The sequence below is a fragment of the Lactobacillus sp. ESL0259 genome, from assembly GCF_003693045.1.
Lineage (GTDB): Bacteria > Bacillota > Bacilli > Lactobacillales > Lactobacillaceae > Lactobacillus > Lactobacillus melliventris.
On record NZ_REHP01000005.1, the window covers coordinates 12,603 to 37,007 of the forward strand.

Genomic DNA, 24,405 nt, shown 5'->3' on the forward strand with positions numbered 1-24,405 from the left:
TAATGATAAAATGTTTAATAGGAAATTTTCACGGTTATACTGATAAGGATGATATAGATTTTGAGTACAGCCCAAATAGTTACTAATTTAATAGCAACTTTAGTTATTTTTGTTTTTGCATCATTCTTTGTTGCTGCAGAATTTGCTTTGGTTCAAACCAGGCCCAGCCAGCTTGAAGATATGTTGTCTAATAAAATTGGCAACCAGCGCAAAGTAAAGCGCGCTTTGCACATGACTCATAATTTAAATGAATACCTTTCAACGACACAGGTTGGAACTACTTTAGTTGGTGTAGTTTTGGGCTGGTTTTCAGCGGATACTTTGGCTGCAATATTTGAAAGAGCATTTAATTTATTAGAACTTAATCATGCGGTAATTCGTTCACTAAGTGCGATTTTAGGTGTAATTTTGTTAACTTATTTAGAAGTTGTAGTAACAGAAATTGTACCTAAGAATATTGCGATTGACATGCCAGTAAAAATCTTGCTTAAAATTGTGACCCCTTTGCAACTTTTTCATACCTTGGTTTATCCTTTTGTGTGGCTGCTTAATGCCAGTTCAAATGGGTTACTTAAAATGCTGGGTTTTGAGCCGGCTGATGAAGAAAATCAGGTTTACTCGCAATCAGAAATCATTAAATTATCGCGGAAAGCAGTTCACGGTGGTTCGCTTGATAAAAATGATCTGACATATATGAAACGTGCTTTTGAGCTGAATGATAAAATAGCCAAAGATATTATGACGGATAGAACGCGGTTAGTGGTTATCAATTCGACTGATTCTATCAGGCAAGCTCTTAAGTTGTACTTGGATGAAGGTTCAAGTAGAATTCCGGTTGTTCGGGATAATAACAAAGATGATATTGTTGGTTACATCTATGCCTTTGATGTTATTCAACAGAGCCAGATTGACGACAAGGTGCCAGTTACACGTATTATTAGAACAATGATTACAGTACCTGAATCCATGCCTATCCAAGATATTTTGCAGTTAATGATTAAAAAGCACACGCCAATCGTTTTGGTGGTGGATGAATATGGTGGCACCAGTGGAATAGTTACTGATAAGGATATCTATGAGGAACTATTCGGTACGGTTAAAGATGAAATAGATGACGTTTCTGATGATTATATTATTAGAGACGAGCAAGGTAATATTCATGTATCTGGCAAAACGACCTTATATGATTTTGCCAGGTATTTTAAAACTGACTTAAAAAGTTTCCAAGATAGTGATATTATCACCATTGGTGGCTATATGATGGAACACTATCCAGACTTAAAAAAGGGCGAAAAAGTTAAATTAGAGGGCTTTGAATTTAAGCTGGATGATATTGAACAGGGTTTCATGCGCTGGTTTATCGTTAAAAATATTAACGAAAAAGCAAAAGAGTCTCAAGAAGAATAAAGGCATTTAAAAAGAGTTGTCCTCAAGACAACTCTTTTATTTATTATTAACCAGTTTAATAATTTCGGGCTTTAATACACCAATATAACGTAGGTTACGATAATAATTCATGAAATCAAGTCCGTAGCCTACTACAAACTCGTTACCAACCTTTGAACCATAATATTCGACATCAACATCGACGTTACGATTTGCTTCCTTGTTAAGTAAAACGCAACATTTAACGCTTTTTGCTCCCCGTTTTTCAAGCAACTTTTTCATAAAATCTAAAGTCAGACCAGTGTCAACAATATCTTCCACTATTAAAACATCACGATCTTTCACATCAGATGCTAAATCAGAAACTAGCTTAACTTTCCCGGAAGACTCCATTTCATTACCGTAGCTTGAGACATCGAGAAAATCAATTTCAGCTTTGACGTCCATTTCTCTAACCAAATCAGTTAAAAAGAAAACAGCACCCTTAAGAGCACCCACAATTAATGGCTTTTTACCAGCATAATCATTGGTAAGCTGCTTTCCTAACTTAACACACATTTGGTGAATGTCCTCTTCACTAAACAATTTATGATCAATAATACTATTAATATTGTCGTTTTTTGGCATTTATCTACCCTTCATTGTAAAACAATTTAAATTCCTAATATTTCGATTATATCATTTTTTTGCTAAAAAAACAGACCATTTTCAACTATTTTAACTTTTTTAGCAGTCAATTACGTACAAAAAGTAGCTATATTGCTAAAAGCAGTAAGATAATTCTCGATTTGCTTAAATTTTTAACGTGTAACCTCAGTTTTTGGTAAAATTAATGCATAAGTATTTTTAGTGAAAGGTAAAAAAATGCAAAAACAACAAGAAATTAAAATGCTCAAGGCATTTTCTGATGCCAATTCTACTTCTGGCTTTGAAGGAGAATTTGTTAAACTATTTACCGATACTGTTCAAGATTTTGCTGACGTAAAGGTTGATGGTATGCTCAATGTGTATGCCAGCAAAAAAGATAACCAACCAGGTCGGCCAGTGATTCAACTGGATGCACATTCAGATGCTGTTGGCTTTATTACCCAAGCTGTCCGTCCTAATGGCATGATTAAATTCGTGCCTCTTGGCGGGTGGGTTAAATATAATATTCCTGCTCTGCGCGTAAAAATTAAAAATCGTGCAGGTGAATATGTTCCCGGTGTTGTGGCTACTAAACCACCTCATTTTATGACTGCAGCCGAAAAAAATAATGTACCGGACGTAGCCGATATGTCAATTGATGTTGGTTCCAGTTCACGTGCCGAAACAATTAATGATTATCAAATCGATACGGGTTGTCCTATTTTTGTGGATGTTAAATGTGAATACAATGAAAAATCTGGTTTGTTTTTCGGCAAAGATTTTGATGACCGCTTTGGCGCTGCTGCCATGGCTGACGTTTTAGACAATTTAAAAGATGAACAAACTGCATTTAACGTTGTTGCAGCACTTTCCAGCCAGGAAGAAGTCGGTCTGCGCGGAGCGTATGTTACAGCAAGAGCCGTAAAGCCTGATGTAGCAATCGTGCTTGAGTCTTGTCCAGCAGATGATACTTTTACTCCAGAATGGTTGTCGCAAACCGGACTGAAAAGGGGACCGATGTTGCGTGACATGGATACTTCGTTTTTGCCTAATCCTAAATTTCAACAGTATGCCTGCGATTTAGCTGATAAGAATAACATTCCGTATACTCGTTCTGTTCGCACTGGCGGTGGCCAAGATGGAGCAGCAATTTATTATGAAAATGGCGCACCAACCATTGTGATTGGTATTCCAGTTCGTTATGAACACTCTCCTTATTGTTTTAGTGCTTATTCAGATTTTAAAGCCTCTGTTGCTTTGACGCTTGCTATTATTCGTGATTTAACTAAAGAAAAGTTGGCAAGTTTTAGTCAATTTTAATGGCATTAACTACAGTAATCGTCAAAAATAGGCAACAAATTTAATTAAAGTATGCTATAATAGTAAAAATTGAATAGCAGTCACTAGGGGTGCCAAAAAGCTGAGAAATACCCTCTGAACCTGATCGGGACAATACCTGCGTTAGGGAAGTGTAAAATTAGGTAATAATGATACTCCTACTGACATGTAAAGTTAGGAGTATTTTTTATGTTTACTAGAACTTCAAAATGGAATGTAAAGTCGATTATTTTAATTGCATTAATTGGAATTATTATGGGAGTCATTTATACATATGGCTTTAACTGGGCTTTTAATTTAATCAAAATGCTGCTGGTGCCGACAGGTTTTGCACCGGTGACTGATACTGTTTTTACAGGTTTATGGCTTATGGCTGGACCTTTAGCGATGTATTTTGTTCCTACTGCAGGATCCGGTACGATTGGTGAATTATTAGCTTCTGTGGTTGAAATGGCCATAGGTGGTCAGTGGGGTGCTACTACGATTCTTTCCGGAATTATTCAAGGCGCTACTAATGAAATCGGCTTTTTCCCTAAAAAAGAACGTTATCAAAATTTCACTTGGAAAAGCGTCTTAACTGGTGCGTTTTTTGCTTCATTTGGCTGTTTTATTCCCTCATATATTTTATATGGCTGGAGCAAATTCAGTATGCAAGTACAAGTCGTAATGCTTATTACCAATATCATTTCTGCTCTGGTTTTTGATGGCGTTTTAGTTAAGTTGATTACTAATTTATTTGATAAAGCATTAAAGCCAAAAATAGCTTAAATATTTAAAAAGGAGTATTGCTCTTGAAGTAATGATATGACCCCCGAAATTGTCTTAATTCCGGGGGTCATATTTTTTATTTTTCTTTTTTACTTAAAATTGAGTGTACCTTAGTTGTAAGCATATCAATGGCCACATCATTTTTACCGCCTTCTGGAACAATAATATCTGCATAGCGCTTGGTAGGCTCAATAAATTGATGATACATCGGCTTAACTGTGCTTAAATATTGATCAATTACGGAGTCAATGGACCGGCCTCTCTCATTTAGATCACGTTCTAAACGCCTAATAAAACGAATATCGTCATCTGTGTCAACGTAAACTTTGATATCCATTAAATCACGAATTTTTTGGTTTGCTAAAACTAAAATTCCTTCAAGAATAATGATATCGGCAGGCTCAGTATGAATGGTCTTTTGACTTCGGGTATGTTCTTTAAAATCGTAAACCGGCATCTCGACTGACCGATAATTTAATAAGTCTTGCAACTGCTTTTTAAGCAAAGGAACATCAAAAGCATCTGGGTGATCATAGTTGATGTTCTTTCTTTCACTCATAGGAATCCCGGTATTATCTTTGTAATATGAATCCTGAGTCATAATCAAAACGTGTTCATTCTCTTGCATTTGGGCAACAATTTTTTGCGCAATGGTAGTTTTCCCGCTGCCTGAACCACCGGTAATACCAATCACTACAGGCTTTTCAAGTCTAGACATTATGCCACTCCTTTTTTAATCCTTAAACATTTTACTTTACTTTTGCCATAATTACCAACAGTTAAGGTATATTTGGTAATTAATGCTTCTTTTCTATAGAATACGGTTTAAAATTGACTTTATTTTTTATATGATAAATGTGAAAAAAGTAATTTGTATTAAACAGCATAGGTGCAAAATGAATTATAACTTAATGCCGGTAAAATATTTCGTTGATGTCGTTCAAACGCATGGCTTTATTTCAGCAGCAAGGAGAAACTATGTTTCAGAAACAGCTGTCAGTTCAGCTATTAAGAAATTAGAAGATGAGCTGGGTCAAAAATTGCTTAACCGTTCTGCTGGTAAATTCTCGTTAACGCCAGTAGGAGAAGTTTTTTATAAACGCAGCGTAGAAATTATTAATTTGTACAGTGAAATTTGGCACCACCCGGATCCTAACCCGGAGAAGCTGTTACGTGTCCATTTTTTGCAAGGCTTTGAAAATGACGCTGCATTATTTGCTTCAAAAATACCAGATATTTGTCAGCCCAATTTTGACGAAGAAAATTTTGATTCTTGCATCAAAAGATTGATTAATGGTAATTATGACATACTAGTTGGCTTTGACTTAGCCTTTGCCGGTAATAATAAAATAGACTGTCTACCCCTTAGAAAAACTAGTTTTGACTTACTGCTAAATAAAGATGACCTAAGACAATATCACGGGAATGAGCAGCAGCTCGCTGAGAACAGTATGCTTTATATGCAAAACTGGAAGTCAACTGGTATTACTGATATTCAGCTTGCTATGCTTAAAATCTATTGTCAAAATGGCTGGAAATTTAAAGAAGTGGCAGAGGTAAATAGCTTTGCCGCTGGATGTTTAAATGTAAACTTCAATGGTGGTATCACAATCGTACCGGAATCATTTAATTTACCGCAAAACTGCAATAATATTGAGCGTTTATCGCCAGTTCAATTGCAAAAAACTTTTAATGTGGTAATAGCAATGAATCGAATGGTTTCAACTAAATTCGGTAAAATGCTTAAGCATGTGACAACTTTAACTTATCGCTGATAACTTTTATGTATTAGCGCTTTGATCTAAATTGACATAGAATTCAATTGTAATAAGAATCACAAAATATCAGAAAGGGTGAAGTTACATTGAATTCTTTTTCAACTGATGTCGTAGTTGTTGGCTCAGGATCGGCTGGAATTTCAGCTTGTTTTGAACTTTATCAAAAGCATGTGCCATTTGTACTTTTAGAAAAAGGTAACAAAGTTGGAGGTGCCGGCAAATTTGGTGCTCATGGAGTTTTTGCTATTAATTCCACTGAACAAAAAGAACGGCACGTAAATTATGGCTATCGTGAAGCTTTTAACGGATTAACAGATTACAACCACTTCTTTGTTAATGGTGAATTATTGGCGCGATTTTTAAAAAAGTCAGGTGCCAATATCGATCGTTTAGCAGAAATGGGTTTACCGGTAACTGTGGAACAAAGCGAACAAAAAGCACACTTAAATGATCCACTGGTCTACCATAAATTTAATAATTTTAAAGAGAAAATGACTAACTGGGATAAATTACCAGATAAATTTACCGCAGCTGGCAATAAGGTAATGTTGGAAACTGCAGCCGTCGATCTGGAATATGATAATGGCTTAAAAGCCGTTATTGCCAAAAATAAAGCTGGTGCAGAGATTAGAATTGCTACTAAAAAAGTAATATTTGCTGATGGCGGCTATTGCGGCAGTCAGGAAATGATGACAGCCAATTTCTCAGATACTAAAGCACTTTTGAACCTGGGAGAGCGCAAATCTACGGGTACGGGAATTAGATTAACGCATAAATTAGGAGCAGATTGTCGTCACCATCCAGTTCTTTTTGCCCATGGCGGTGCACCGAGCATGAGTATTAATCCTATGAAAAGAGATAGTGCTGTTGAAACTCTAACCAATTTACCGCTACTGTGGTTGGATCAGACCGCTAATCGTTTTGTAAACGAGGACGTTGTTTATGATTTTGCTATGTGGGGCAATGCTGCCCATAACGTTAATGGTATGTATTACGTTTTACTGGACCAAAAGACTTTAGACACTTTTAAGCAAAAAGAGGTTAATCTTGAAGACACTTTTGAAAGGCAGTTCTGTGATGTGGGCCAAACGCCTAGAACAACTGTGGGGCCTTTACCTAATATTCAAACAGACTTTGACGAAGCGGTTAAAACGGGTGAAGTAGTAAAAGCAGATACCCTGGAAGAAATAGCCCAAAAGTTACAACTGCCTTATTCTTCACTCACAAGGAGTGTCAATGCCTATAACCAGGCCGTTAAGCAGAAAGAGGACGACACTTTCTTAAAGCCGGCTGCTGAATTATTGTTTGACGTTCAAGAAGGACCGTTTTACGCAATAATTGAACATTGTGCGATTTTAGGAACGTTAGACGGTGTCAATGTTGACCGCAACTGTCAGCCGGTAAAAGAAGATGGCACTCCACTAAAAGATTTATATATTGTTGGTAATAATGTTAACGGTTTATATTCTGATGGCTACCCCAGTTATGAAGGTATTGCTAACGGCTTTGCCTTTGTCTCTGGCTGGATTGCTGCAGAAGAAGCAATTAAGAGTTTAAATCAGGGGGAAAAGTAAATTGTTAGAAGGAAAAGTTGCTGTTGTTACTGGAGCTGCTCAGGGTATTGGCTACGCTATTAGTGAAGAATTTGCCAAGCAAGGTAGCGATGTCGTTTTAACTGACTATAACAAGAAAGTATTGGATGTTGCTGCTGAAATGAATGAAAAATATAACGGTAAGATTACCGGCTTGATTTTGAACGTCATGGATAAAAACAGTATCAAGAACGGTTTACAAACTATCGTTTCCGATTACGGTAAGATTGATTACGTGATGAATAATGCCGGCGGTGGTGTTTTGAAGCCATTTGCCGAACTGACTGATGAAGATTTTGACAATACGATCAACTTGGATTTGCGTGGGACCTTCTTATGTATGCGCGAAGAAATCAAACTTTTCTTAAAGCAAGGTTATGGCTCAATCGTTAATACCAGTGCTTTGGGCAGTATTTATAATCCTGGTGGTATGGGCGCTTATAATGCAGCCAAAAATGGCATTATTGGTATGACTCAAGCTGCGGCGATTGATTATGCTGACAAAAATATTCGTGTTAATAGTGTTGCTCCCGGCCTAACTAAAACCCCACTTAACGAAGGCGGCTTTTTGGAGAAAGTTTTACCAACTGTACCAATGAAGAGGGCAGAAACCGCTGCCGAAGTTGCTAAAGTCTTTGTTTTTGTGGCGAGTGAAGCCACATTTATGACCGGTCAGACAATTCTAAGCGATGGCGGTGTTTCAGTCGGCTTGAAGTAGGAGAAAAAATTCATGTTTCCTAAAAATTCCGAATATAACCTAGTAATTGTTGGTGGCGGGCTTAGCGGTTTGGCAGCCGCTGTCAGTGCTGGCGAGCAGGGTATTAAGACCTTGGTAATTGAAAAAGGCAGGACACTTGGCGGTGACGGCAACTATATTGAAGGCGCAATGGGAGTCGACAGCTTTTTGCAAAAAGAAAAAGGCATTAAGATTGATCCTACCCAATTGCTCCAAGATGAACTGAACTATTCGCACTATGAAGCCAGTGCCCCTCATTTACGAAAATATATTAGTCAAAGTGGTTCAGTAATTGACTGGCTTCATTCTCTTGGAGTTGAGTTTAGTAAAGTTGGTCCTCAAGGCAAGAGCTGGCCTACTATTCACACTTTTGCCGGTGGTGGTCATGCTGTGATTGCAAAGTTAATACCTCAGGCTAAAGCTCTTGGCGTGGAAATTGTGACTAGCATTAGTGCGCAAAAAATTTTACAACATAATGGTCATGTCAGTGGTCTAGTTATTAAAAATGAGGCTACAGGACAGTTAAGAGAATTAACTGCAACTAACATAATTTTAGCTACAGGCGGCTATGTGGATAATCCTGATTTAATTAAGAAGCGGGCTCCTGCAACTGAACGTTTGCTGTCAGTTAGTGATGGCAAATCTACCGGAGACGGTATGAAACTAGCATGGCAGGCCGGAGCTGAACACTATCAAATGGGTGCTATTCAGTATGGTGGCGGCGCCATTTTGGATAAAACCCGTCCACCTTTTGTTCATATGCCTGAACAATTGGCAGCAGCAGCGACTCAGGAGGCAATTTTATGGGTAAATGAACAAGGCGAACGCTTTGTTAATGAAGATGTCAATGACAACATGTGTCATGCGGGCAGCGCCCTTTTGACCCAGTCAAGAACCTTTTCAATCCTTAATCAAGAAACGGTTAACCATTTAACTAATGTCGGTCTTTACAAGGAAGTAGGCAATTCACCAGTTTCACCTGAAAAATTCGAACATTTACAAGAAGAAATTACGCGTGACTTACAGAATGGTGATAAGTACTTGACCAAATCCGACACTCTGGCTGAATTAGCAGAAAAATTGAATTTGCCCAATTTGCCGCAAACAATTGGGCGTTATAATGACTTAGTGGCTAAAGGAACTGATGCCGATTTTGGTAAAGCTCCCGCATACATGACAGCTTTAAAAGATGGTCCATATTATGCAGTAGAATTGGGTATTGGTATGGCATGTGCAATTGGTGGTATTCGCGTTGATAATAACAATGCTGTTTTAAATTCCTATGGCTATCCACTTACCGGAGTTTATGCTGTTGGCAATGATGCTGCAGGGATGCTTGTTGGTGATACTTACGCTGTCACTTTACCAGGAAGTACAGCAGGGTATGCCGTATTTTCAGGTAGAAATGCCGTTCAAAGTATTACTAAAACGCGGTAAATATCAATGAATAGTGCTAAAAGAGTTTCTGTTTCAAAAACTCGTATAGGTATCTTAGCGGTTAGTATGATTGGCATGGCATCTTTAGCTACTACCCCATCTTACGCTGCCATTGCTAAATTTTTTACCCTTAACAATACTAGTGTACAAATGCTGACATCTTTACCAAATTTATTTATGATGCTTGCGGGAATAATCATTGGTAAATTGACAGCAAATAAAGTTAATTTAAAAGTGTTGACCCTTGTTTCAATTTGTTTGGTGACAATTGGTGGGTTATTGCCACTAGTACTGCACACGAATTTTGCGTTTTTGCTTTTTTGTTCATGCTTAGTGGGCTTAGGTCAAGGAGCCTGCACCAATTTAACTCAAGTTTTAATCGCACAATTGCTGCCTCAAAGTGAACGTGAATCTACTATGGGGTTATCTACAACTTTTATTAATATTGGTGGCATGGTCTTTATCATGGGCGGAGGTCAACTGGCAACTTCAAGCAGTTGGATTAATAATTACTGGATATACTTGTTTTCACTGCTAATACTGCTAATTGTATTTCTTCTTCTGCCCTTTGAAAACAGAACCGTTTCTCGGAATGACACAAAAGCAGGTAATACTAAAATTCATTTAAACAAATTCGTGTTTTATAGTGCCTTCTGGGCGTTTTTGATAATGTTACTTAATAATGTTTTAAATAATAATATCTCTTTGTTTGTAGTGAAAGAAAATCTTGGTGCCACTGCACAAGCAGCTCTAACATCTACTATTTCTCTTGTTGGTGGGATGATCTGTGGCTTATTTGTGGGTAAAATTGGCAAAAGACTTCGCTACTCTTCAATTGCTCTTTCATTATGTTTGTATGGCATTGCATACTTATTAATTGGTCTGTTTCATTCTTTGTTAATTGTCTTTATTGGTAGTTTTATAGTAGGAGCAGCGATGAGTATTGCAATGGGACAATTTCCTTATTTGATTTCCTTAATTGTTGATGATAACAGTGTTTCTATGGCTTTGGGAATTTATGTTGCGATTTATTCCGTAGGTGGAGTCGTTAGTCCACTGATAATTAATCCTTTGACTAGTTTAGTCAGTCATTTAGGTTTTAATGCTTTCTCTCTAAGCGGTTTGCTGGCACTAATGCTATCCGTAGTTTGTTTAGTGGTTAAATTTCAAAAGAATTTAGTTTTAGCTGCAAAGAAGTAATAAAAGCAGACAATAGTTTATAGTGATGTGAACCACTAAATTTTTACTAAATTTGGGTAACATATAATTGCTATACTTTTTTTATTAAAGGATTTATAATTAGGCAAAATAAAACTGAAAGGGCTTTAAAATTAAAGAAGGCGATAGTAATGACTAACTTTTTCAACGGCATAATATTCCAGAAAATTATGGGTGTCGTTTTGCTTTTGCTAGCTGGTTTTGAACTAGTATCTAGTTATAAATATACTAGAAGTATTCTCCAAAATGGGACTAGTAATGTCTTTTCAATTTTGGCAATTGCTTTTGCTTTCTTTTTTGGGCTTGTTTTATTTTGTGGTGGAATTATTTGTTTGTTCTATCATTTTTAAATTTTGAATAGAAAAAAATTATAAGTTATTATCCACTTTAATTTAAAAACGTGGTAAAATCATTGTATAGTATAGTTATTAGTTTAAAAGAGGGTGTTAAAATGGCAAGCTTTTTAACGAGTGCAGCATTTTTAATGATTATCGCTGCGATTATGATGGCCTTAGGGTCTTATCAAGTAGTTAATAGTGTCGTTTATATCCACGGAATTTTACATAAGGGTACTAATAATGGCTTTATGCCTCTGGCAATGTGGACTTCTTTAGTTATTGGTTTATCATTGTTAATTGTTGGTATCGCTGCAATTGTTTTAGCTTTTAAAGGTTTTTAAATAAGGCTATAACAGTTATCATTGTGAAATTGAATAGATACAATTGAACTATATTATGTAATATACGTAGTCGGTAAGATATACCGACCACGTATATTTTATTTTCAGACAAAAAGTAAGCCTTCATTAAATTTTCTGAAAATAGTGGAAAAATTAATAGACTTATTAGTAAGCGCTATTTTAAAAGTGCTATAATAGAAGAAATAAATATTAGGATACATTTTAGGAGGAAATTATTATTATGGCAGAACAAACTATCATGCTTAATTGCAGCGCCGGAATGAGTACATCTTTATTGGTTACCAAAATGCAGCAAGCTGCAAAGGACCAAGGTATTGATGCAAATATTTTTGCATGCCCTGCTTCAGAAGCTTCGCAACATATTGAGCAAGATCATCCAGACTGCATTTTACTTGGACCACAAATTCGGTACATGGAAGATGACTTTAAGAATAAAGTAAAAGGTCAAGGAAAAGATGGTAACGATATTCCTCTTGGAGTTATTGATATGCGTTCATACGGCATGATGGACGGTAAAAAAGTATTGCAACAAGCTGAAGACCTGATTAACGGATAAGGGGATAACGATGGCAGAAAAACAAACACCAGAACAGAAAGAGCAAGAAACTTTAGAAGCAGCTATGGGCCTTATTGCCAATGGTGGTAATGCTAAAAGTCTTGCTTTTGAAGCTATCAGACTGGCTAAAAAAGGCGACATTGCAGGTGCTAGAGCTAAGTTAGCAGAATCCGATAAATCTCTTAATGAAGCACATAACTCTCAAACTGGAATGCTGACCAAAGAAGCTCAAGGAGACCATACAAAAGTTACTCTGCTTGTTGTTCATTCACAAGACCATTTGATGAATGCTATTACATTTAGAGATTTAGCTGGAGAAATGGTTGATCTTTATGAAAAGCTCTTTAATGCGAATGTATTAAAGAAAGAAGCAGACGAATAAACTTAATGAACAAAAGCAAATTGATGAATTTGTAAACGATACTGTTTTTGAAAAACAAGGCGCGGTTAATTAATCGTGATCAATTTTTGCATCATTGTCTTTATTAGGTAGGTTTTATAATTGTACTTTTTTACATTGCGCATTTTAGATCTATTATTTGGAGTGAAATATGAAACAAGTAAAAATAGGCAAAAGTGACGTTTATACCAGTAAGTTAGGTTTAGGGACGAATAAGGTCGGAGGACATAATCTGTTTAATAATTTAAACGAAAAAGATGGATATGACCTCCTGCGAGAAGCCTTAAATCTAGGAATTAATTTCTTGGACACAGCCTATGTCTATGGTCTTGGTAGATCAGAAGAAATTATTGGTGATGTTTTGCAAGATTATGATCGTTCGAAAGTTATAATTGCCACTAAAGCTGCCCAAGATAAGTCGCAGGATATGGCCATTAATAATAGTGCCGAGTTTATTAAAAAAGCAGTTGACGAAGCATTATTACGGTTGAAGACCGATTACATTGATATTTTTTATTTGCATTTTCCGGATAAAGAAACGCCCAAAGACGAGGCAGTTGAAACTTTGTCTGATTTAAGAAAAGCTGGAAAAATAAGAGCAATTGGTGTTTCTAATTTTTCATTGGATCAAATTAAAGAAGCTAACAAAAACGGTAAAGTTGATATTGTTGAAGATCAATTCAGTTTGGTTCACCAATCTCCAGTTAAAGAAGAATTAAAGTATTTACAGAAAAATAATATTTCCTTTGTGCCATTTTTCCCACTGGCATCAGGACTGTTAACGGGTAAATATGCTTTAGCAGACTGGGATAAGTTTAAAAATAGTGATGGTGGTAAACTACTAGGTAATTTTGATAAGAAACAATATGATGAAGCAATTACAGGAATTGATGGGATTAGAAAGATCGCTGAAGATCATCAAGCAACTGTTACGCAAATTGTATTGGCTTGGTACATGGCAAATCCTGCAATAAGTGTTGTGATTCCTGGAGCTCGTAATGCTGCTCAAGTTAGAAGTAACGCTGCAGCCCTAGAAGTTGAATTGTCTTCAAGTGAATATCAGCAAATTGATCACTTGTTCAGTAGCTTTTGATAAAAATTAAGAATATAGTTTAACTTTTAAATGTTAAAATAAAAAAATACACGATTGCCAACAAATTGGCATCGTGTATTTTATTGTGCTTTACTATGAATTTAATCCAAATCTAGACCGTTTGAATTAATGACTTTTTTATACCAGTCGAATGAATCTTTACGTGAACGTTTCAAAGTACCTTCACCAGCATCGTTCTTATCAACATAGATAAAGCCGTACCGTTTGTCCATTTGGCCAGTTCCAGCAGATACGAGATCGATTGGTCCCCATGGCAGATAGCCCATTAAGTCCACGCCATCAATTGCAACTGCTTTTTCCATTTCAGAAATATGCTTTCTCAAATAATCAACTCTGTAATCATCATGAATGGAGCCATCTGCTTCAACTTTATCATAAGCTCCTAAGCCATTTTCAACGATAAATAAAGGTTTGTGATAACGATCAGTTAAGTGATTTAGAGCAATCCTTAATCCAGCGGGATCAATTTCCCAACCCCAATCACTTCTTTCTAAAGTTGGGTTTTGGGTTATTGCTTTAGATAAGTCGTTTAATTCGTCCGGCTTGACGTTTTTAGCTGAAACAGTAGTTGTTTGGTAGTAGCTGAAAGCTACGTAGTCAACAGTGCCTTCCTTCAAAACAATTCTGTCTTCATCAGTAATGTCAGGACGATAACCATTTCGTTCAATATATGCCTCAACTTCTTTAGGATACTCACCAAAGACATGAACATCAGAGAACCAGTCACGACGCTGTTCAAACTTATCAGCTAACAACACATCCTCTGAAGATGGAGTTAGCGGTCTAACAGGAGAATAATTAATCATACAACCAATTTGAAAATCAGGATTAATTTTATGTCCAACTTTAACAGCTAAAGCGGAAGCTACTAACTCGTAATGGGCTGCTTGATACATAGCGGCTTCTTTTTCTTTATCAGTCATGCCATTAAAAATTATTCCTGAATTTGTTGCCATTAAAAAGTCTTCGTTATAAGCAGACTGATTATCAATTTCATTGAAGGTCATCCAGTACTTTACTTTATTCTTGTAGCGCTTAAAGCAAACTGTTGCAAAGCGGACAAAGAAATCAATTAATTTGCGATTGGTAAAACCATGATATTTTTTCACTAAATTAAAGGGAATTTCAAAGTGAGATAAAGTAATTACCGGTTCAATACCATATTGCTGGCAGGTATCAAACAAGTCATCATAAAATTTTAAACCTGCTTCGTTAGGCTTTTCATCATCGCCGTTAGGAAAAATCCTGGTCCAGGCAATTGAAGTTCTAAAGGCTTTAAAGCCCATTTCGGCCATTAATTTTATATCTTCTTGATAGTGGTGATAAAAATCAATAGCACTGTGGTTAGGGTAGTTCTTGCCGGGAATAACCCCATCAGTAATTTCGCGTGGTTTAGTGGCAGAGCCAACAGTCATGACATCGGCAACTGACATTCCTTTGCCATCTTCGTTCCAGGCGCCTTCTAATTGGTGAGCAGCAACGGCACCACCCCATAAAAATCCCTCTGGCATTTTTGCTGAATACATTTTTATCTCCTTTTTAATATTTTTGTGATAGCGTTAACAGTTATATTTTATACAATTGCTACTTAATCTTCAAGTAACATTAACACTAGCTTTATTGCAAAAAGTAAGGCTATAATTGTTAATATAATATCGTAAAGGACTGAAACATATGACAAGCAAATCTTCTAATCAAAGTGATGTGGAACGTAAAAAACATGAAGATAGTATCAAATATCTTTATTTTAGCCGCTATTTAATGGTTCGTTATAGCGTAGTCATCTTTCTTTTTGCTAATTTGTTTTGGTTGTTAATTTTAGTTGAATACCAGAAATTACCAGGAATAATTTTAGCCGGTCTAATGACTATTTTGTCTGGGATTGCTGCCATCGAACAGCTGACTAAAATGCATAACCGCAAGAGCGATGTACCTATTACCAGAATTTATTTATGGCTTCAAATTATCGGTAATATTTTGCTGGCTTGCAGCCTATTTCTACCTTTCAAAAAACAAATTCTGCCCTTTATTACTGATCAGAATTCAGTCTATTTTATGGTTGCGTTTCTGTTAGCGGGTATTTTGCTGGCTTATTTTTGTGAACGCAGAATACATAATATTAATATCGGAAAAGATAAATATTTAAAGGCAATTAAAGCATTTAAAAATAATTAATGTTTGCATTTTATTTGAATACGCTTACAATAACTATTATAGTCAATTAAATATAGTTGACTAATAATAATTATTAGAGGGAGTAGTTTTTATGGCTGAACCAAATAAAAAACCAATAAAAGATCGAATTGCTGAAGTGGCGGGTAAGTTTGCTGCCACGCGGTTCGTCAGGGCTATTATGGATGCCGGTTATAGTGTGATTTCATTCTCCATTATTGGGTCCATTTTCTTAATTTTGACAGTGTTGCCACAAGCTATACCTGTTCCCGGATTTGCTGCTTGGTATGCGGGGACAATAGGACGTTTTACCAACCTGTTTCAGTCCGTTTACAACGCCACGATGGGTATTATTGCGCTGGTTTTCTCTGGTACTTTTGCTTATTCTTATACCAAAATTTATCGTGATGAAGAGCACTTAAATTTAATTCCTATTGATGGGTTAATGATGTTTTTAATGGGTTTCTTCATTACTGTAGCTGAATTAGTATGGAAAAACGGTAGAGTTGAATTTTTACAAGTTTTTACAAAAAATAAAATGGTTGCTGGTGGTTATCAAGCATCAACTGCTGGTATCTATAGAATAGGTGCGGTCGGTATCTTTATCGGTCTGGTTGTAGCCTGGATAGCGGTACAAATTTACCGCTTTACTATCAAGCATAACTGGCAAATAAAAATGCCGGATTCAGTACCATCAGGCGTTGCCAACTCATTTAGTGCGATGATTCCAGGCTTCTGTATTGCAGTTGTAATGTCTACAATTAATATTGCGTTAGTTATGGCTGGGACCGATTTATTCAATGTACTGTTTATTCCATTCTCATTTATTAGCGATATTGCTGATACTTGGTGGGGCTTTTTAATCATTCTGTTCCTTATTCACTTCTTATGGTGGTTTGGAATTCATGGTGCAACGATTATCAGCTCCTTCTATTCCCCAATTGTCTTAGCTAATATGCAAGCCAATGTAAATCAAGGTGCTCACCACGTTTTTGCTGGTGAAATCTTAAATGCCTTTGTTACAATTGGCGGTTCTGGTGCTACCTTAGGTTTGGCTATTTGGCTGGTATTACGGGCACGTTCAACACAATTAAAAGAACTGGGTAAAGTAGAAATTGTGCCAGCTATTTTCAATATCAACGAACCAATTCTTTTTGGTTTGCCAATTGTGTATAATATTGATTTGTTTATCCCATTTATTTGTGCCCCGATGGCTTCAGGGCTCATAGGTTATTTAGCAATCGCTCTAAGAATTGTTCCAGTTATTAGAGTACAACAGCCTTGGCCAACACCTGTTGGTTTAGGTGGTTATCTTGCCACTACCAGCTGGCAAGGTGGCCTAGTTTCAATTATTTGTGCAATAGTAGCCTTTTTGATTTGGTATCCGTTCATTAAGCATTTTGATAACGTTACTCTCAAGAATGAAAAGAGTAATGCAACTCCAGATGCCGCATAAATAATAGTTAGTCTTTAAAAATCTGTCTTGTAAAAGGCAGATTTTTTCTTTGTTAATGTTCCAGTATAATTAACAAAATGCTAAACAATATTTTAGTATTAAGAGCGCTTACTCGTTATAATAAAAGTGTAGTCGTATTATCTGATTGTGGAGGAATTTTTTATGAAATATCCAAAAACCAAAGAAGTTTTAAACCAATTAGTTGCTGATCTGACCCAATTACATATGGTTGTTCACCAACATCATTGGTATATGCGTGGTAACCGCTTTTTGAAATTACACCCATACTTAGACAAGGTAATGGATGAACTAGCTGACCAACTGGATGAAGTGTCTGAACGTTTAATTACCCTTGATGGTTCTCCAGTTTCTACACTAAGCGAAATAGCAGCTAAAACAAAAATTCCTGATGAAAAGGGTAATTGGGATGAAACTATTGATGAGCGCTATGCAAAAATTATTGCTGATTACCATTATCTTGATCAACTATATGAGGAAGGAATCAAGGTTAGTGATGAAGAGGGAGACTACTCAACTAATGATATGCTGACTGGCTTCCACTCAGATGTTGAAAAACGTATTTGGATGATGTCAGGCGAAATTAACAAAGCTCCTGAAATTGATCCTGAATAATTAAGTCAATTGCAAAAAGCAGTCTAGGACTGCTTTTTTTATATCTTCTTTTTCTGCTATAATGAAATTGAGTTACTGGTTAATAATTTAATTTTAGAAAGCACGGATCATGGATAAAGAAGAACAGGATAGGTTGAAAAAATTGGCTGCCGTGAAGGCCGCTGAATTAGTTAAGCCGAAAATGAAATTGGGAGTCGGAACAGGCTCTACAGTTGCTTTTTTAATTGCTGAATTAGGCAGAAGAAAAAAAGAAGAAGGACTTGATCTAGCAGCAGTGGTTACAACTTCAAGTAGAAGTAAAAAGCAGCTGGAAAGCTATGGTTTCCAGGTTACTGAATTGGCAACTGTGGACCAACTTGACGTAACTATTGATGGGGCAGACAGAATAGCCGCTAATTTTGATGGCATCAAAGGTGGTGGCGGTGCCTTAACAATGGAAAAAAATGTTGCGATTAATTCACGCCAAGTAGTTTGGATTGTGGATGAATCTAAAATGGTTGACCACCTTAGTGGTTTTCCATTACCAGTTGAAGTTTTGCCAATATCGTGTGAGCAAAATTTCAAACTTTTTCAGGCTGAAGGACTGAATCCTAAGTGGCGGTTGACTGGAAATAAGCGTTTTGTCACTCATTATGGCAATTATATTATTGATTTAAACATTGATCCTATTCCAGTTCCCAGCGGCCTAGCTGATTACCTGGATCATACCGTTGGTGTGGTCGAGCATGGTCTTTTTTTAGGGATGTGCAATGAAGTTATTATTGCTCATGCTGATGGCAATATTGAAAACCGCAAAAAATAACTTTCCGAGTTAGCCTAAGATTTTGTTTTTGGCTAACTTTTTTTAAAGAGCAAGTGGAAGCTAAATTTGGTATCATAGTGCTATAACCATTTTAAAAGAGGATTCTTATGTTAAAAAAACCTTTGATAATTAGTACCGATCCCGGAATTGATGATGTAGTAGCATTGACAACAGCCTTATTTGCTCCTGAACTTGATGTGAAATTGATTGCTGCAACATGGGGCAATGTTCCGCTTAAAAACACTTTGGACAATACCTTAAAACTGGAAACTTTTTTGCAAACTAAAGTGCCAGTCGTGAGTGGAGCACAAAGACCTTTATTACGAGACCAAATTGATGCTTCTGACGTTCACGGCCAAAGTGGCCTAGCCGGTTTTGATTTTCCTGAACCTGATTACAGCTTATTAAAACCAGGTTTAGCTGCAGAAGCAATTCACGAGGTGGTTGCTAATAGCAGCGAGAAGGTAACTTTAATGCAAATCGGTCCAGCGACTGATTTTGCGCTTTATTTTAGGCAGTTTCCGGAAGATTTACCTAAAATTGAGCAACTAGTAATTATGGGTGGTGCAATTGGTCGTGGCAATTGGGGGCCGTATGCGGAATATAATGTTGCGGGTGACCCTGAAGCAGCACAAATTGTTTTTGCAAGTGGCATAAAAATTTTATTGGCGCCACTGGAATTAGGCCATCAAGCTTATATTACTCCGGCAGTCTTAATGCAAATTAAGAAAATAGGCAGAACTGGTAATATGCTTTACCATATTATGGACAAATTGCAAGATCACACTAGAACTAATGGCCGAGAAGTTTATGATGCGTTGGCATCTGGAATGTTGGTAAAACCGGAAATGTACACTTTTAAACCGGCTTATGTCGTGGTCGATACTAAAAGCCCTAGTGCTTATGGCGCATCAATGATTGATTTTGACAACTTTTTTGGTCAACCAGCAAATGTTCAAGTTGGTGTAGAAATTGACCGTAGACAATTTTCCGAGTGGTTAATTTCCGCTATCAAGGAAATAAATAATTGAGGTAGATAATGGCAGATTTCGTTTATCGTACTGTGATGCGCGATATCAAACAAAATATTTTGGATAACAAATATGAAGGAATGCGTCTTCCAGACGAGCGTAGTCTAGCTGAACACTATCAAGTAAGTCGCTCATCAATGAAAAGGGCAATGGAGCTGCTTTCTCAACAAGGGATTGTTTTTAAAAAAAGGGGTAGTGGTACTTTCATCAATCCCCTATATTTAAAGAACCAATCATTGTTTCGTTATGAAGGATCAAATTTAGGGTTGACCGATAGCCTTAAAGTCCCGGGAAAAAAGCAGGGTATTAAGCTGCTTTCTTTTAATGTGATTAAAACACCCGCTGGAATAGCTCAAGACTTGTTTCTTAAAGAAAATGACTTTGTTTACCAATTTAAAAGACTTCGTTTTTTGGATGAACAGCCCTTTTTGATAGAAACTGGCTATGTACCTATTAAAATAGTTCCTGAGCTTAAACCTGAGCACTTAAAAAAGTCCCTTTTTAATTACTTAGAGGATTCACAAAATAAGGTGGTCACTAAAGCCTTTCTTAACATCACCGTTGATCCATCTGATAGAGATGATCAAGCAAGGCTTAATTTGAAGTCTACTGAACCAGTTGGCGTAATGGAAGGTATTTTCTTTTTAGATGATGGTACTCCATTTGAAGTGTCAACTATGCGTATTCATTATCAATACATGCGCTTTAATACTTTTGTTAATTTGAATAAATAAAAAACAGGCGAAAGCCTGCTTTTTTTGGATACATTCTATATAAAAAAGGAAATCAAACATTGCTAAATTGTTGCATATCCGTGAGCCGTCCAGTATAAACAAAATTTAAGTTAATCTTTTTGGTTTTGTCACTTAAATCCTGTAGAAGCTTTTGCTGCATAGTTGTTAGATGCAAATGCTGCAGCACGACACTAGCCTGAATGTACATTACTAATTTACCAGCATAATCTAATGGATGGTCTTGATTGTCAAATTTGCGCATGACCATACCAATGGCGTCACGAATTTGCTTATATTTATTGATATTCAATTCATTATATATATTAGAGTAAAAACTCTGATAAAACTGATCTAAATCCTGATAAACTTCTTCGATTAGTTGTTGCTGCTTTTTTGAAAACAAACTACCAAAAAAGTTACGCATAACCTCACTTCCTTAAAACCGAAATGATTTGGGTCTTCGGCGAAAAATTTTTCTGAAATTTTTCGGACAAAGGCAAATCTGTGATCAAAACGTCAATTTCATTCAGTGGAATTGACATGTAAGGAGAAGAATTTTCACTATCAAACTTATATTTTTCGGCAACGACAATAACTTGCTTTGCTCTGGAACATGCGGTTTTAATTAACTCCGAATCACTCATTTTTGCTGAATAAATACCGTCATCTTTAACGTTGGAGGTGCCAATGAAAGCAGTATTAAAACTTATCCTATGTAAAAGATCAAGTGAAGTTACAGAATAATTAAACCTATGCTCTTTATCAATTTTTCCTCCCAGCAGTCTTACACTTGGTAATTTTGTTTGCATCAATGCTAAGGAGTTGTCAATTGAATTAGTGACTATTTGCAAATCTGTACCACAAATTAATTCACACAATTTTTTAAGAGTAGTTGAGGGACCAATAAAATCGCACTGGTTAGGATGTACAAAACGTCTAGCCATCTGGGCCATTTTAATTTTAATAGGTGAATCGATTTGGTTTCTGGTAAGAAAATTAGGCACCTCATTTTCATCAATAGCAATTAATCCGCCATGAACTCTGATTGCTTGCCCAGTTGTGGTTAGTCGAACCACGTCTCGACGAGCAGTGTCAAAAGAAATATTGAAATAACGTGCTAAGCTGCGAGTTCGTAAATGTTTTTCATTTTTAAGCATTTGCTTGATTTTTAACAGACGGTCTTCCTGTGACATCATACTTCTCCTCTACATAAATTAACACTACAGAGAATAATGTTTAACTACTTTTTCAGCGTTTAGCTATAAAAATAAGCACTTATCAGTATTTGAGCATAAATATGCTGATCTGTAAATAAAAAGTAGAGGAATAATAGTGTTTTTTATGTACTGACTTTAAACAAACACGTTTTTATAAAATTGGGACGAACCAATTTTTAAAATGGTTGAACTTTATTCAGAAATTGCTATAATATGTTTATAAAATAAAATTAAGCTAAACAACTAAGGGAGAATTAAAATGGCAGTTGATTATGATTCAAAAGAATTCCTTAAAAGCGTTGACGCTCATTGGCGGGCTGCAAATTATTTATCAGTCGGTCAGCTTTTCTTAATGAGCAATCCATTATTAAAACATGATTTAAAAGCAAGTGAGGTAAAACCTAAGCCAATTGGTCACTGGGGTACTATTTCACCGCAAAACTTTATTTATGCTCATTTAAACAGAGTTATTAAAAAATATGGTTTAAATATGTTCTATATTGAAGGCTCAGGTCATGGTGGTCAGGTTATGGTTTCAAACTCATATCTTGACGGTTCGTATAGTGAACTTTATCCTGAAATTCAACAAGACGAAAAGGGCATGGCTAAGCTCTTTAAACGCTTCAGTTTTCCGGGTGGCTCCGCTTCGCACGCTGCACCTGAAACTCCAGGATCAATGCATGAAGGTGGAGAATTAGGCTATTCGCTTTCTCATGGTACTGGTGCAATATTAGATAATCCTGATGTGATTGCCGCTGTAGAAATCGGTGATGGTGAAGCTGAAACTGGTCCGCTCGCAGCAAGCTGGTTCAGTGATAAATTTATTAACCCTATTAAAGATGGCGCTGTGCTGCCGATCTTGCAAATTAATGGTTTTAAGATTTCCAATCCAACGATCGTTTCCAGAATGTCAGACGAAGAACTGACTAAATACTTTGAAGGTATGGGCTGGCATCCTTATATTATTTCTGCATATAATGGCGGTGAATTTGACGGTTATAAAGACCATATGCAAATTCACGCAGAAATGGCTAAATTAATGGATACCGTAATTGAAGAGATTAAAGCCATTCAAAAGAATGCTCGTGAAAACAATGATGAAACTTTACCTCATTGGCCAATGATTATTTTCCGCGTGCCTAAGGGATGGACCGGTCCAAAGAAGGATCTTGATGGTAATCCAATTGAAAACTCATTTAGAGCACACCAAATTCCAATTCCAGTTGCTCAAGATAATATGGAGCACAAAGACATGCTCGTTGACTGGCTTAAGAGCTATAAACCGGAAGAACTATTTGACGAAAATGGTGCGCCAACTGCTTTGGTCACAGCTGATAATGTTGCCGGTGATAGTCGAATGGCCATGAACCCAATCACTAATGCAGGTGGTGAAAAAGCTAAACGTCTTAGTTTGCCAGATTATCGTAAGTATGCCTTGAAATTTGATCAACCGGGTTCTATTGAAGCTGAGGATATGACCGAATGGGCTAAGTACTTAAATGAAATCGCTGAACTTAATCCAAATACTTTCCGTGGCTTTGGTCCAGATGAAACTAAATCTAACCGTTTGTTTAAGTTCATTGATGAGCAAAAGCGGCAATGGGAAAGTTCCGTTCATACTCCTAATGATGAAAACTTGGCACCAAGTGGTCGTTTAATCGATTCGCAATTATCAGAACACCAGGATGAGGGCTGGCTTGAAGGTTATGTTTTATCAGGTCGTCATGGTTTCTTTGCTACCTATGAGGCTTTTGGTCGTGTTGTAGATTCAATGCTGACCCAGCATATGAAGTGGTTAAGAAAAGCTAAGGAGCAGTATTGGCGTAAGGATTACCCATCACTTAACTTTATTGCAACTTCAACTGTGTTCCAGCAAGACCATAACGGTTATACCCACCAAGACCCAGGGGTACTAACTCACATGTATGAAAAGAACCGTCCTGATTTGGTTCATGAGTATCTGCCTGCCGATACTAACTCATTGCTGGCAATTTCCCAAAAAGCCTTCACAGATCGTGAGTGTATCAATATTCTGGTTACTTCTAAGCAGGAAAGACCACAATGGTTCTCAATTGATGAAGCAACTCGCATTGCAAATCATGGTTTATCTTACATTGATTGGGCTTCAACTGATCATAATGCTAAACCTGATGTTGTGTTTGCTTCAACTGAAACTGAACCAACAATGGAATCTCTTGCTGCAATCGATATTTTGCATAAGAATTTCCCTGACCTGAAAATTCGTTACATTAACGTCATTGATGTTATGAAGTTGATGAATACCAAGGATAATCCAGAAGCAATATCAGATGAAGAATTTGAACAATTGTTCCCAAGCGATGTGCCAGTGATTTTTGCATGGCACGGTTACAAAGCTATGATGCAGTCTATCTGGTTCGGCCGCAAACGCAGTAACGTTCATATTCACTGCTATGAAGAAGAAGGCGACATTACCACACCGTTTGATATGCGGGTAGTAAACGAACTTGATCGCTTCCATTTGGCTAAAGATGCCATTTTAAGTGTTCCTCGTTACGCTGAAAAGAGTGCCGGCTTTGTAGCAGAAATGGACATATTACTTGCTAAGCATCACCAATACATTCGTGATAATGGTAAAGATATGCCTGAAGTTACAGAATGGCAATGGACTGGTCTTAATTAACAAAAATATTGAGCGAAGGCAGTTTCTAAGTGACAGAAACTGTTTTTG

General features: G+C 36.7%; 25 protein-coding genes and 1 riboswitch. Of the genes, 20 read left to right on the plus strand and 5 right to left on the minus strand.

Annotation, left to right across the window (positions count from 1 at the left end):
- Nucleotides 1-60 precede the first annotated feature (60 nt).
- Nucleotides 61-1,407 carry a hemolysin family protein gene (locus F5ESL0259_RS02315; protein ID WP_046324483.1) on the plus strand — a complete coding sequence of 449 codons (1,347 nt, stop codon included), beginning with the start codon at nt 61-63 and terminating at the stop codon, nt 1,405-1,407.
- Nucleotides 1,408-1,443: 36 nt separating this feature from the next.
- Here F5ESL0259_RS02315 and hpt read toward each other — a convergent pair whose 3' ends face one another.
- A complete protein-coding gene (hpt, locus tag F5ESL0259_RS02320; RefSeq protein ID WP_046324484.1) occupies nt 1,444-2,013 on the minus strand; it encodes a hypoxanthine phosphoribosyltransferase in 570 nt (189 codons plus the stop codon).
- A gap of 237 nt (nt 2,014-2,250) precedes the next feature.
- On the opposite strand from hpt, the gene F5ESL0259_RS02325 reads away from it, so the two are divergent.
- Together F5ESL0259_RS02325 and F5ESL0259_RS02330 are read left to right on the plus strand one after the other, a co-directional pair.
- The gene (locus tag F5ESL0259_RS02325) at nt 2,251-3,333 is read left to right on the plus strand and encodes a M42 family metallopeptidase (RefSeq protein WP_110445757.1); all 1,083 of its coding nucleotides are present in this window, start codon (nt 2,251-2,253) and stop codon (nt 3,331-3,333) included.
- 75 nt (nt 3,334-3,408) lie between these two features.
- Nucleotides 3,409-3,498, plus strand: a riboswitch (TPP riboswitch).
- A gap of 42 nt (nt 3,499-3,540) precedes the next feature.
- Nucleotides 3,541-4,119 (plus strand): ECF transporter S component, encoded by a 579-nt coding sequence (locus F5ESL0259_RS02330; protein WP_122037330.1) that lies wholly within the window; start codon nt 3,541-3,543, stop codon nt 4,117-4,119.
- 76 nt (nt 4,120-4,195) lie between these two features.
- Here the strand turns inward: F5ESL0259_RS02330 and udk are convergent, their stop codons facing one another.
- Complete coding sequence (gene udk, locus F5ESL0259_RS02335; protein WP_122037331.1) at nt 4,196-4,837, minus strand: uridine kinase; 642 nt, start codon at nt 4,835-4,837, stop codon at nt 4,196-4,198.
- 178 nt (nt 4,838-5,015) lie between these two features.
- On the opposite strand from udk, the gene F5ESL0259_RS02340 reads away from it, so the two are divergent.
- From F5ESL0259_RS02340 to F5ESL0259_RS02385, 10 genes are all read left to right on the plus strand, one after another.
- Nucleotides 5,016-5,894 (plus strand): LysR family transcriptional regulator, encoded by an 879-nt coding sequence (locus F5ESL0259_RS02340; RefSeq protein ID WP_122037332.1) that lies wholly within the window; start codon nt 5,016-5,018, stop codon nt 5,892-5,894.
- Between the two features lie 89 nt (nt 5,895-5,983).
- Nucleotides 5,984-7,471 (plus strand): FAD-binding protein, encoded by a 1,488-nt coding sequence (locus F5ESL0259_RS02345; RefSeq protein ID WP_122037333.1) that lies wholly within the window; start codon nt 5,984-5,986, stop codon nt 7,469-7,471.
- Between the two features lies 1 nt (nt 7,472).
- Nucleotides 7,473-8,207, plus strand: a complete 735-nt coding sequence (locus F5ESL0259_RS02350; RefSeq protein WP_052724629.1) for an SDR family NAD(P)-dependent oxidoreductase — start codon at nt 7,473-7,475, stop codon at nt 8,205-8,207.
- 12 nt (nt 8,208-8,219) lie between these two features.
- Nucleotides 8,220-9,662 (plus strand): FAD-binding protein, encoded by a 1,443-nt coding sequence (locus tag F5ESL0259_RS02355; RefSeq protein ID WP_122037334.1) that lies wholly within the window; start codon nt 8,220-8,222, stop codon nt 9,660-9,662.
- A 6-nt stretch (nt 9,663-9,668) separates the two neighbouring features.
- Nucleotides 9,669-10,862 carry an MFS transporter gene (locus F5ESL0259_RS02360; protein ID WP_122037335.1) on the plus strand — a complete coding sequence of 398 codons (1,194 nt, stop codon included), beginning with the start codon at nt 9,669-9,671 and terminating at the stop codon, nt 10,860-10,862.
- Between the two features lie 149 nt (nt 10,863-11,011).
- The gene (locus F5ESL0259_RS02365; protein ID WP_046324493.1) at nt 11,012-11,230 is read left to right on the plus strand and encodes a hypothetical protein; all 219 of its coding nucleotides are present in this window, start codon (nt 11,012-11,014) and stop codon (nt 11,228-11,230) included.
- Nucleotides 11,231-11,331: 101 nt separating this feature from the next.
- Nucleotides 11,332-11,559 carry a hypothetical protein gene (locus F5ESL0259_RS02370; protein WP_046324494.1) on the plus strand — a complete coding sequence of 76 codons (228 nt, stop codon included), beginning with the start codon at nt 11,332-11,334 and terminating at the stop codon, nt 11,557-11,559.
- 241 nt (nt 11,560-11,800) lie between these two features.
- Nucleotides 11,801-12,136, plus strand: a complete 336-nt coding sequence (locus F5ESL0259_RS02375) for a PTS sugar transporter subunit IIB (RefSeq protein ID WP_046324495.1) — start codon at nt 11,801-11,803, stop codon at nt 12,134-12,136.
- Nucleotides 12,137-12,146: 10 nt separating this feature from the next.
- Nucleotides 12,147-12,518, plus strand: a complete 372-nt coding sequence (locus F5ESL0259_RS02380) for a PTS lactose/cellobiose transporter subunit IIA (protein ID WP_046324496.1) — start codon at nt 12,147-12,149, stop codon at nt 12,516-12,518.
- 169 nt (nt 12,519-12,687) lie between these two features.
- A complete protein-coding gene (locus F5ESL0259_RS02385; RefSeq protein ID WP_122037336.1) occupies nt 12,688-13,629 on the plus strand; it encodes an aldo/keto reductase in 942 nt (313 codons plus the stop codon).
- 101 nt (nt 13,630-13,730) lie between these two features.
- Here F5ESL0259_RS02385 and F5ESL0259_RS02390 read toward each other — a convergent pair whose 3' ends face one another.
- Nucleotides 13,731-15,176, minus strand: coding sequence for a 6-phospho-beta-glucosidase (locus tag F5ESL0259_RS02390; RefSeq protein ID WP_122037337.1), 1,446 nt, complete (start codon nt 15,174-15,176; stop codon nt 13,731-13,733).
- Nucleotides 15,177-15,324: 148 nt separating this feature from the next.
- On the opposite strand from F5ESL0259_RS02390, the gene F5ESL0259_RS02395 reads away from it, so the two are divergent.
- The 6 genes from F5ESL0259_RS02395 to F5ESL0259_RS02420 all read left to right on the plus strand — a co-directional run bounded on the left by F5ESL0259_RS02395 (nt 15,325) and on the right by F5ESL0259_RS02420 (nt 20,478).
- Nucleotides 15,325-15,825: a PTS cellobiose transporter subunit IIA gene (locus F5ESL0259_RS02395; protein ID WP_110445775.1), complete on the plus strand. Its 501-nt coding sequence runs from the start codon at nt 15,325-15,327 to the stop codon at nt 15,823-15,825.
- A 91-nt stretch (nt 15,826-15,916) separates the two neighbouring features.
- Nucleotides 15,917-17,278, plus strand: coding sequence for a PTS cellobiose transporter subunit IIC (gene celB / locus F5ESL0259_RS02400; RefSeq protein ID WP_122037338.1), 1,362 nt, complete (start codon nt 15,917-15,919; stop codon nt 17,276-17,278).
- 162 nt (nt 17,279-17,440) lie between these two features.
- Nucleotides 17,441-17,911 carry a DNA starvation/stationary phase protection protein gene (locus F5ESL0259_RS02405; protein ID WP_046324501.1) on the plus strand — a complete coding sequence of 157 codons (471 nt, stop codon included), beginning with the start codon at nt 17,441-17,443 and terminating at the stop codon, nt 17,909-17,911.
- Nucleotides 17,912-18,020: 109 nt separating this feature from the next.
- Nucleotides 18,021-18,713 (plus strand): ribose-5-phosphate isomerase RpiA, encoded by a 693-nt coding sequence (gene rpiA / locus F5ESL0259_RS02410; protein ID WP_122037339.1) that lies wholly within the window; start codon nt 18,021-18,023, stop codon nt 18,711-18,713.
- A gap of 107 nt (nt 18,714-18,820) precedes the next feature.
- Complete coding sequence (locus F5ESL0259_RS02415; RefSeq protein ID WP_110445778.1) at nt 18,821-19,744, plus strand: nucleoside hydrolase; 924 nt, start codon at nt 18,821-18,823, stop codon at nt 19,742-19,744.
- Nucleotides 19,745-19,752: 8 nt separating this feature from the next.
- On the plus strand, nt 19,753-20,478 hold the full coding sequence (locus F5ESL0259_RS02420) for a GntR family transcriptional regulator (RefSeq protein WP_046324505.1): 726 nt from the start codon (nt 19,753-19,755) through the stop codon (nt 20,476-20,478).
- 52 nt (nt 20,479-20,530) lie between these two features.
- Here F5ESL0259_RS02420 and F5ESL0259_RS02425 read toward each other — a convergent pair whose 3' ends face one another.
- On the minus strand, nt 20,531-20,902 hold the full coding sequence (locus F5ESL0259_RS02425) for a bacteriocin immunity protein (RefSeq protein ID WP_110445779.1): 372 nt from the start codon (nt 20,900-20,902) through the stop codon (nt 20,531-20,533).
- Nucleotides 20,903-20,906: 4 nt separating this feature from the next.
- Nucleotides 20,907-21,671: a DeoR/GlpR family DNA-binding transcription regulator gene (locus tag F5ESL0259_RS02430; RefSeq protein ID WP_122025778.1), complete on the minus strand. Its 765-nt coding sequence runs from the start codon at nt 21,669-21,671 to the stop codon at nt 20,907-20,909.
- A 283-nt stretch (nt 21,672-21,954) separates the two neighbouring features.
- On the opposite strand from F5ESL0259_RS02430, the gene F5ESL0259_RS02435 reads away from it, so the two are divergent.
- Nucleotides 21,955-24,357, plus strand: coding sequence for a phosphoketolase family protein (locus F5ESL0259_RS02435; protein WP_122037340.1), 2,403 nt, complete (start codon nt 21,955-21,957; stop codon nt 24,355-24,357).
- Nucleotides 24,358-24,405: the final 48 nt, after the last annotated feature.